A 10,034-nucleotide genomic window follows, 5' to 3' on the forward strand; every position below is an offset into this window, starting at 1 on the left:
TTGATTATTGCGCTTATTGTAGCTTTAACAGGAGGAGATCCTAATAAAGTACCTATTATATAAAAAAAGAGTGGTCAGAATTTCTTCCGACCACTCCTAGTCTAAAAAGACATCTTTTTTTAATCGCTGATATTTTTGCATTTTAAAATAGGAAGCATTAAATTTATTACGCTACATTCGCATCATAAATAAAGATTATGCTTGAAAAACTTATTGTAGGCAGTGAAGAATGGTGTTCTTTTCCTGCTCTTAATATTCCCGCTATTAAGGCTCGCATTGATTCTGGTGCAAAAACCTCTGCTCTACATGCAATTAATATTGTGCCATTTGACAGAGAGGATGAAAAATGGGTAAAATTTGACGTGAATCCTCTTCAAAACAATGGTAAGACAATTATTCATTGCGAAGCAAAAGTTATAGATAAAAGAATAGTAAAAAGCTCTAGCGGAACAAGAGAGTCCAGATTTGTTATCAAAACCAATATTAATTTTGGCAACAGTACATGGGATATAGAATTAACCCTTACCAACAGAGATTCTATGGGATATAGAATGCTGTTGGGAAGAGAAGCTATGAGCGGACGCATTTTAGTTGACCCCGAACAGCATTTTCTATTAGGTAATCCAACTCCTGAAAAACTAAACGAATATTACAGCAAACCCAAAAACGATAAAAAAGGGCTTCGTATTGGTCTTTTAGCGAGTAATCCTGAATTATACAGCAACAAGCGAATTATAGAAGCTGGAGAATTGAGAGGCCATGAGATGCACTTTCTCAACCTTAAATACTGTTATATGAAGCTTGATGCAACACAACCCGAAATACATTATAGAGGCGGTAGAATTTTAAACGATTTTGATGCTGTAATTCCGCGTATCAGACCAAGTATGACTTATTACGGATGTGCCTTAACACGTCATTTTGAATCGCTAAAAGTATATAGTTTAAACAGTGCAGCTGCGATTGCACAGTCAAGGGATAAGCTGTTTTCTCTGCAGTTGCTCCTCAACAACGGGATAGATATTCCCACAACCGGTTTTGCAAATTCTCCGCTCGACACCAACGATTTGATTAAAATGGTAGGAGGCAGTCCTTTGATTGTAAAACTTTTAGAAGGAACCCAAGGTAAAGGAGTTGTTTTAGCAGAAACAAAAAAAGCAGCAGAAAGTGTGATTAATGCATTTAAAAGCCTAAATGCAAATATTTTAGTTCAGGAATTTATTAAAGAAGCAAACGGAAAAGACATTCGCTGCTTTGTAATTGATGGAAAAGTGGTAGCAGCTATCCAGCGAGAAGCTGTTCCTGGCGAATTTAGAGCTAATATTCATTTAGGTGGTACAGCATCTGTTATAAAAGTAACTCCAGAAGAAAAAAAGATTGCCATCAGAGCAGCAAAAGCTATGAATCTAAAAGTAGCCGGTGTTGATATTATCCGATCAGCCAAAGGACCTCTGCTACTTGAAGTTAATTCCTCTCCGGGCTTAGAAGGAATTGAAGGTGCTACTAACAAAGACATTGCTTCAGAAATGATAAAAGCCATTGAAAAACAAATCAAATGGTAAAAACTTTAAATAATTAGTTGTTATAATATGAATCCATCAATATCCGGCTGGATTAAGAAATATTTTTCAGAAAGTGAAAAATACAGTATTTTTAACTCTGATAATTACAATGACATCTCTGATAAAATAAGAGAAATTGGATTCAGTTTTGGCACAATAGACCTCGAGGCTTTGCCAGAAATTTACAATAGCTTTAATTATACGCAAGAAGAGCTTTCTAAAATATGTTTTCTACAATTACTGGAAAAGTGCTATTTTATCAATAATCCTAAATCAACTACGAAAGATTTTGTAAAAATCGTTATTGCGTTTTATCAATTGCTTTTGCATAGTAAAAAAGGTTTATTTTCAGCATCTACGGAAGAAAACAATTCATACACTAATCTGGAAAAAATTTTGTCCTACAGATGGAAAGAACACTTTTTTTTGCATTCTAAAAACAACGATTTTGTTTTAAATACAATTTTACTTTCTCTTGATATACTTACATTTGAAGCTTATTTAATAAAAGCAGTAGATCCAGGAATATATAATCAGTTTTTAACAGAGTATTTAGTTGAAATCATTATAGCAATAAGAGAGCAAACACACGAACAAACCAACAATGATGAATATAAGATTATACAGTTTTTAAGAAAAAACAATACACAGATATTACCGGATGATTACGGGAGTATCTATTCTGTTTTAGAAAAAAATCTAACTGCTGATTTTATTGTATGCAATTCGTGGAACAACATAAACAAAGAAATTATTCTTCCCGATTTTAGTATTTCTCCTTTCTCAGAATTAAAACTTGAAAAAGAGATTTTAGAAATAAGTAAACGTGACTTTTTATTTTTTGTTGCCAAACACAATTTTGACTACTATTACTTTAGATCAAGCAGCTTGCTCAACAATACTGTCTTAAATTCTGTCAGTTACATAGAATTATTGTTAATCCGAAACAAAAAGAGATTGGTTATAGAAATTCAGAAAAATACTAAACTAATGGCATTACTGATCGAATCTACACACAGAAATTTGGATGAAAACGAAAAAAAGATCGTAAAAAACCAAATCATAGAAGTTATCAAAACTATACCTTCTCTTGCCCTTTTCTTACTACCTGGCGGAAGTATTCTGCTTCCTGTTATTTTACGATTCATCCCTTCCCTGCTTCCATCCTCGTTCAATGAGAATAAATAATATTGCTACAGTTTTTTAAATTTCAGCTGATAAACTTCGTCCAAATCTTGATTACTGGTAACATTCACTTCCAAATCAGTAACATACCCCGAATTTAGTCCATAGACCCAACCATGTATACTTAATTCCTGTTTCTGTGTCCAAGCCTGCTGAACAATAGAAGTCTTAGCTAAATCGTAAACCTGTTCCTGCACATTTAATTCTACAAAACGATTAAAACGTTCTGTTTCATTTTCTATTTGATTTAATTCAACATGATGTAAGCGATATACCGTTTTTATATGCCTGATCCAATTATCGATTAAACCATAAGATTCGTTTTTCATTGCTGCTAAAATACCGCCACATCCATAATGTCCGCAAACGATTATGTTTTTTACTTTTAAAATATTCACAGCATAATCTAAAACGCTTAGCATATTCATATCGGAATGAATAACCATATTAGCGATATTGCGATGAACAAATACATCTCCGGGCTCTGCTCCAATTATCTCATTTGCAGGAACCCGACTGTCCGAACATCCTATCCAGAGTAAAGGTGGCGTCTGATTTTCGCTAAGTCTTTTGAAATACGCCGGGTTAATAGCTAATTTTTCTTCAACCCAGGCTTTGTTGTTATCTAGTATTTTTTTATAGAAATCGTTGTGCTTCAAAATAATTATTTTTTGTCAATAAAATTTTCTTTCATAAAGTTTACCTCACCCGTTTCTACCTGATAAAATGCTCCTACGATACCTATTTCTCCTTCTTCAAACATCGCTTTTAAAACCGGACTTTTATCCAAAATATGATCGATCGTATAATCAACATTGTGAACTGTAACCAAATCAATTCCTTCTTGAGATTTTATATCAATATCATTATGCGTATTTTCTACATATTCTATAGAAGGTTTTACTTTCGCCAGCAAATCTGTCAAATGCCCAAGTTCTGTACCATGACATGCACCCGTTATTGCTCCACATCTGGAGTGTCCCAAAACAACAATCAATTTAGATCCTGCCAATTTACAAGCATATTCCATCGAACCGATAATATCGTCATTTAGCACATTTCCGGCAATGCGAACACTAAATATATCGCCAAGTCCCTGATCAAAGATTAACTCTGCCGAAGTCCTACTATCAATACAACTCAAAATAACGGCAAACGGAAATTGTCCGTTCTTGGTTTCATTTACCTGCTCAAGCAAATTACTATGCGCTTTTAAGTTTGCAACAAATCTCTTATTGCCTTCTTTCAAAAAAGATAACGCCAGTTGAGGTGTCAATGATTTTTGGTCTTCTACATTGTGTAATCTCATACTTTTACTATTTAAAAATTCAACAGCAAATATATAAAGAAAGTGCCTTTAAATAATATATTTATATTTTAATATCCTATTTTTTACATAATAATCAATAATATAACTTTTTTTTGAATTATTTTTTAATTCATTTCAAACTACTGTTTAAGTTATATCTCTCTTTTGATTCAGATAGCTAAAAATATATAATAGTTAAGTATTATTTAAATTAGATTAAAATTGTTTTGATTTTAAAAATAGTTAATACATTTGCATTAGAAATTAAAGGAGGAAAAATTTGTACTGATTGCAACCTCGGTAAAAAATGCTAAAGCAGAAAAACATATACTTTCCTTTAGCCATTATTCCTTCTATTTTAATTGTATAAATAAAAAAATTATGGCTTATTATTTTACCTCAGAATCCGTAAGTGAAGGACATCCTGATAAAATTGCAGATCAAATTTCAGATGCATTAATTGATAATTTTCTAGCTTTTGATCCCGAATCCAAAGTGGCTTGCGAAACACTTGTAACGACAGGACAAGTTGTATTGGCAGGAGAAGTCAAATCGCAAACTTATTTAGATGTACAGCAAATCGCACGCGAAGTAATCCAGCGCATCGGTTATACAAAAAGTGAATATATGTTTGACGCCAACTCTTGTGGCGTTTTATCCGCTATTCACGAACAATCCGCAGACATTAATCAAGGTGTTGATCGTCAGAATAAAGAAGATCAGGGTGCAGGAGATCAAGGAATGATGTTTGGTTACGCAACCAAAGAAACTGAAGATTATATGCCTTTGGCGTTAGATTTATCACACAAATTATTACAGGAATTAGCTGAACTCAGAAGAGAAAACAAGGATATTACGTATTTAAGACCAGATGCAAAAAGCCAGATTACGCTTGAATATGACGATAATAATGTTCCGGTTCGCATTGTCACCATCGTTTTATCTACTCAACACGACGAGTTTATAAAACCAGACAACAATACAGCCGAAGCTAAAAAAGCTTCTGAAAAAGCAATGCAGAAACAGATAGAAAACGATATTAAATCAATTCTGATTCCAAAAGTATTGGCTAAATATCCGCAGTACAAGTATTTATTTGAAAACGCCGAAGCAATAGAATATTTAATCAATCCAACGGGAATTTTTATAATCGGAGGTCCTCACGGAGATACAGGTTTAACTGGTAGAAAAATTATCGTTGATACGTATGGCGGAAAAGGCGCACACGGAGGCGGAGCTTTTTCCGGAAAAGATCCTAGTAAAGTTGACCGAAGTGCAGCATATGCTACGCGCCATATAGCCAAAAATCTGGTAGCGGCCGGTGTCGCAGACGAAGTATTAGTTCAAGTTTCGTACGCTATTGGCGTGGCAAAACCAACCGGATTGTACATCAATACTTACGGAACTGGAAAAGTGAATTTGACTGATGGTGAAATAGCCAAAAAAGTAAAAGAGTTGTTTGATTTGCGTCCTTATTTTATTGAGAAAAATCTCAAATTGAGAAATCCTATTTACAGCGAAACTGCTGCTTACGGGCATATGGGGCGAAAACCAAAAACGGTTAAAAAAACTTTTACCAGACCCGGAGGTGAGACAAAAGAAGTTGAAGTAGAATTGTTTACCTGGGAAAAATTAGATAGAGTATCCGATATTAAACAAGCGTTTAAACTTTTATAAGATAAAGCAAAGGGCATTTTAAAATGCCCTTTGCTTTATCTTATAACCAACCAAATATTTGTTTAAATTAGTCTTTTAATCAAACAATAGGTATTATGAATTGGGTTATATTCTTTTCCATCCTTTTGACTTCTATCTACATTTGGAATCTTCAAATACAAAAAAATAAAATTAAGAAACTATATTCAAGATTAAAAGAACAGTGGGGAAAACCAAAACAAGATACTTTTTTTGACTTTGAGAGGATTAAGCGCTATCACAACAATTATGCATTTAGTGAAAATACCTATCAAAAAATTTCGGAACAAACTGTCAATGATTTGGATCTTGATGATTTATTCGAATACATTGACCGCACAAAATCATCCATAGGTCAACAGTTTTTGTACAATAGAATACGCGAAATTCCGAATCAAAATGAAGATATAGAACTAACTGAACTCATCAATTTTTTTAACGAAGATGAAAATTTCAGATTAAAAATTCAAGCTCAGCTTCTTCTATTAAATAATAAAGAAGGATATTATTTTGAAACGCTTTTTAATAATCAGACTTTTCCCAAATCCAAATACTTAAAATCAGCCTACATTCTCTCGTTCAGTTTTGCACTTTTTATTTTGTTTACTTTTTACGTTCCAATCCTTTTTATTTTTTTAATACCGATTTTAGCCCTTAATCTCTTTATACACTACAAAAACAAAATGGTTGTGCATGAATATCTGTATGCTATAAATCAGTTTAAACGTACCTATAAAGTTGCCCAAACAATACTGAATGACGAAAAAATAAAGAATATTTCCAACCACCAAACTTTTATCAAAAAGCTAAATACAATTGAGCAAAAATCTACTTTTATCAATATGGAAAAAAAGCTGGACAATGAATGGCTTATATTGATGTGGATGCCGATTGAATTTTTAAAAGTTGCTTTCAATTTAGAATATATTGCCTTTTACAGCTTGATTGGTGATTTTTACAGACATAGAAAAAGCCTGCACGAACTGTTTGTTTTTATTGGAAAACTGGATTTAGCTCAGACGATAAGCTCTCTCAAAGCTGAACCAACCACAACTTGCAAACCCGAATTTACACTAAATAAACAAATTACTTTTCAGGGGATTTATCATCCACTTATCTTTGATAGTATTCCAAATGATTTATCACTTCACAATCAAAGTTTATTACTTACCGGTTCCAATATGTCTGGCAAAACAACATTTATCCGAACCATTGCTATCAACAGTATTTTAGCACAAACAATAGGTATTTGCTTTGCTAAAAAGTATTGTGCACCTTATTTCAAGATTCATTCATCGATTCGTATTTCTGATGATTTATTAAACAATACCAGCTATTATCTTCAGGAAGTATTAACTATAAAAAAGTTTGTAGATTTAAAAGAGAGCACAACTCCGTGTCTTTTTGTTTTAGATGAAATTTTTAAAGGAACAAATACACAAGAACGGGTTTCGGGAGGTTTTGCCATTTTAAACTATCTCAATCAATCTCCACACTTTGTAATGGTAGCTACTCACGATTTGGAATTAGTAGAATTATTACAAGATAAAAACTATGCTGTTTATCATTTTAGCGAACAAATTCTGAACAACAATTTACATTTTGATTACAAAATAAAATCAGGAAAGTTAAAAACACAAAACGCTATCAAGATTTTAGAACTCCACAATTATCCTAAAGAAATAACGACAGAAGCCTTATATGTAAAACAAACTTTTTTCTCTTAAACAACTTTTACTGTATCAGTATCTATATCTAATGTTTCGTATACAGAATTTTGAGATTTAAATTCAGGTACAATTCTTTTTAATTTTTTCACCAAAATCATGGCATCTGATTTATCTTGATAAGTTAAAGTTTCAGCACACAAGTCCTCTATAAATTTCTTGATGACAGACAAGTCCTGATGACTTACCTTTGCTATCATTATCTTTTCATGATGTGTCTTTACAGTGTTCTCATCATCAGCTAAAAGTTCTTCATAAATTTTTTCTCCTGGTCTCAACCCCGTTATTTTAATATCAATATCATTAGGATAATTATATCCGCTTAAACGAATCATTCGCTTAGCCAAATCAAATATTTTAATAGATTTTCCCATATCAAAAACAAATATCTCACCTCCTTTTCCCATGACAGAAGCTTCTAATACAAGCTGACAAGCTTCGGGAATCGTCATAAAATAACGAGTTATATCCTGATGCGTGACAGTTAAAGGTCCTCCTTCTTCAATCTGTCTTTTAAACAATGGAATAACAGATCCGTTTGATCCCAAAACATTTCCAAAGCGCGTTACAATAAAGTTTGTTTTGTTACCTTTTAAAGAAGAAACATATAGCTCAGCAGCTCGCTTTGTTGCTCCCATAACATTCGTAGGATTAACGGCTTTGTCTGTTGAAACCATAACAAACTTATTTACCTCAAAATCTACCGATAAATCAGCAATAACTTTTGTTCCTTTTATATTTGTATGAATAGCCTCATAAGGAAAAGTTTCCATTAGCGGAACGTGTTTGTAAGCAGCCGCATGATAAACCATATCAGGTCTATACTCATTAAAAATCTCAAACATTTTACGGGAATCTCGTATATTGCCTACAATAAAAACTACATCGTTTTTATGCTTACAGCACATTGTTTGCTGTACATCATATAGAGGAGACTCTGCGTGATCAATCAAAATCAGTTTTTTAAAATCAAAGTTAAAAATCTGACGAGCTATCTCACTGCCAATAGAACCCGCTGCACCGGTAACTAATACCACCTTGTCTTTTATTTCTTGAGCAACAATAGGATTATCTAATTTTATTGCCTTTCTCCCCAGCAAATCATCTATTCTTAGATGTTTTATCTGGCGATTAGAGTACTTTCCATCTAACCAATCTGTAGCTGGTGGAATAATTTTAATTTTAACAGGCAACCCTTCTAACATTTCGGAAATCTCATTAAGCCTGTCTCTTTGAATATTCTGAATCGAAATAATAATATCATCTATCCGATTAGATAAAAGAAACTCCTCTGTAATAACAGCAGGACTATATACTTTATATCCCCCAATACTCTTTCCGATTTTCGTTTTACTTTCATCTATAAATCCTATTATCTGAGTTTTTACCTTAGTGTCTGATTGCAAAACTCCAACTGTAATAATACCTGAATCTCCCGCACCATAAATCATTACCCTCTTATAAGTTCGAACATCTAAGATATATGTTCTGTAAAATTGACTATAAAATAAACGAGCTAGCACCATCATAGCACATGTAAAAAACAAATGCAGTAAAATAAAAGAATAGGAATAACGTAAATATTCTTCCTGTTCTTCAATAATATCATTTCTTTGAAGAAAACTTATAATAGTCAATAAAAAAGAAGCTAATAAACAAGTATAAAAAATAGTTTCAATATCTTTAATATTAGTTTGTCTAACTACTCCTTTATATGATTTAAAAATACAAAAACTTAATATATAACAAAGTAATACTAGCGGAAGTTTTGAAAACAGCAAAGAAATTTCAAAATTGCCAAAAAAGTTAGATAGAAAAAGATTAGATATAATATAAGTAGTAAAAACGATTAGGAGATCAATCGTAAAAATAATACCTCTGGGAGTATCTCTCCTAAGTTGTTTTTTTAAAGCTCTATTCATAACAAACTAGTAAATTATAGCTAATATTTTTTTTTAGCAAATATAATCTAAAAACTGTATTTATCTATGATAATAGCCAATAAGATTAGTTTATAGAACAGTATAAAAATATTTTAATTTCTCAAAACTTAAAGAGTATAACAAATTTCCTCCAACAAAAAATCCCCTTCACACTAATGTGAAGGGGATTTTCAAAAGAAGGGCAGCGACATACTCTCCCACCTTGCGGCAGTACCATCTGCGCTGGCGGGCTTAACTGCTCTGTTCGAAATGGAAAGAGGTGGACCCCGCCGCAATAACCACCCTGATTCGGCAGCTACTACTAAAAGTAACTTATATGGTTAACTATACTGAAAAAACATGCCACAAAAAAACAATAAAACTCACAGATAGAATAACCCTATCCTGAATAGAAAGACGCCCTCTCCCCATCCCTAAGACAGGGAGAGTGCACATAAGCGTACGGGCTATTAGTACTACTCGACTGTGACATTACTGCCTTTACATCTGTAGCCTATCAACGTTGTCATCTCCAACGACCCTTTAAAGAAATCTAATCTTGTGGTGGGTTTCGCACTTATATGCTTTCAGCGCTTATCCCTGCCCAACGTAGCTACTCTGCGATGCCCCTGGC

Annotated in this window: 7 protein-coding genes and 2 rRNA genes; 4 read left to right on the forward strand and 5 right to left on the reverse strand. The window is 32.9% G+C overall.

Annotation, left to right across the window (positions count from 1 at the left end; translation table 11 throughout):
* The first annotated feature begins 197 nt into the window (after positions 1-197).
* Both rimK and C8P70_RS13135 read left to right on the forward strand, forming a co-directional pair.
* Positions 198-1,562 carry a 30S ribosomal protein S6--L-glutamate ligase gene (gene rimK, locus C8P70_RS13130; RefSeq protein ID WP_133713767.1) on the forward strand — a complete coding sequence of 455 codons (1,365 nt, stop codon included), beginning with the start codon at positions 198-200 and terminating at the stop codon, positions 1,560-1,562.
* A 27-nt stretch (positions 1,563-1,589) separates the two neighbouring features.
* Positions 1,590-2,750, forward strand: a complete 1,161-nt coding sequence (locus C8P70_RS13135; protein WP_133713768.1) for an LETM1-related biofilm-associated protein — start codon at positions 1,590-1,592, stop codon at positions 2,748-2,750.
* Between the two features lie 5 nt (positions 2,751-2,755).
* Here the strand turns inward: C8P70_RS13135 and can are convergent, their stop codons facing one another.
* Together can and C8P70_RS13145 are read right to left on the reverse strand one after the other, a co-directional pair.
* A complete protein-coding gene (gene can, locus C8P70_RS13140) occupies positions 2,756-3,406 on the reverse strand; it encodes a carbonate dehydratase (RefSeq protein ID WP_133713769.1) in 651 nt (216 codons plus the stop codon).
* Positions 3,407-3,411: 5 nt separating this feature from the next.
* Positions 3,412-4,056, reverse strand: a complete 645-nt coding sequence (locus C8P70_RS13145) for a carbonic anhydrase (RefSeq protein WP_133713770.1) — start codon at positions 4,054-4,056, stop codon at positions 3,412-3,414.
* Positions 4,057-4,437: 381 nt separating this feature from the next.
* On the opposite strand from C8P70_RS13145, the gene metK reads away from it, so the two are divergent.
* Positions 4,438-5,733 carry a methionine adenosyltransferase gene (gene metK, locus C8P70_RS13150; protein ID WP_133713771.1) on the forward strand — a complete coding sequence of 432 codons (1,296 nt, stop codon included), beginning with the start codon at positions 4,438-4,440 and terminating at the stop codon, positions 5,731-5,733.
* Between the two features lie 95 nt (positions 5,734-5,828).
* Positions 5,829-7,478 (forward strand): MutS-related protein, encoded by a 1,650-nt coding sequence (locus C8P70_RS13155; protein WP_133713772.1) that lies wholly within the window; start codon positions 5,829-5,831, stop codon positions 7,476-7,478.
* Here C8P70_RS13155 and C8P70_RS13160 read toward each other — a convergent pair.
* The 3 genes from C8P70_RS13160 to C8P70_RS13170 all read right to left on the reverse strand — a co-directional run.
* On the reverse strand, positions 7,475-9,400 hold the full coding sequence (locus C8P70_RS13160) for a polysaccharide biosynthesis protein (protein ID WP_133713773.1): 1,926 nt from the start codon (positions 9,398-9,400) through the stop codon (positions 7,475-7,477). The two genes, C8P70_RS13155 and C8P70_RS13160, sit on opposite strands and share 4 nt — an antisense overlap.
* 197 nt (positions 9,401-9,597) lie before the next feature.
* A 5S ribosomal RNA gene (gene rrf, locus C8P70_RS13165) occupies positions 9,598-9,707 on the reverse strand.
* 142 nt (positions 9,708-9,849) lie between these two features.
* Positions 9,850-10,034, reverse strand: a 23S ribosomal RNA gene (locus C8P70_RS13170); the annotation flags it as partial.

This window comes from Myroides indicus (genome assembly GCF_004364575.1).
GTDB classification, from domain to species: domain Bacteria; phylum Bacteroidota; class Bacteroidia; order Flavobacteriales; family Flavobacteriaceae; genus Flavobacterium; species Flavobacterium indicum_A.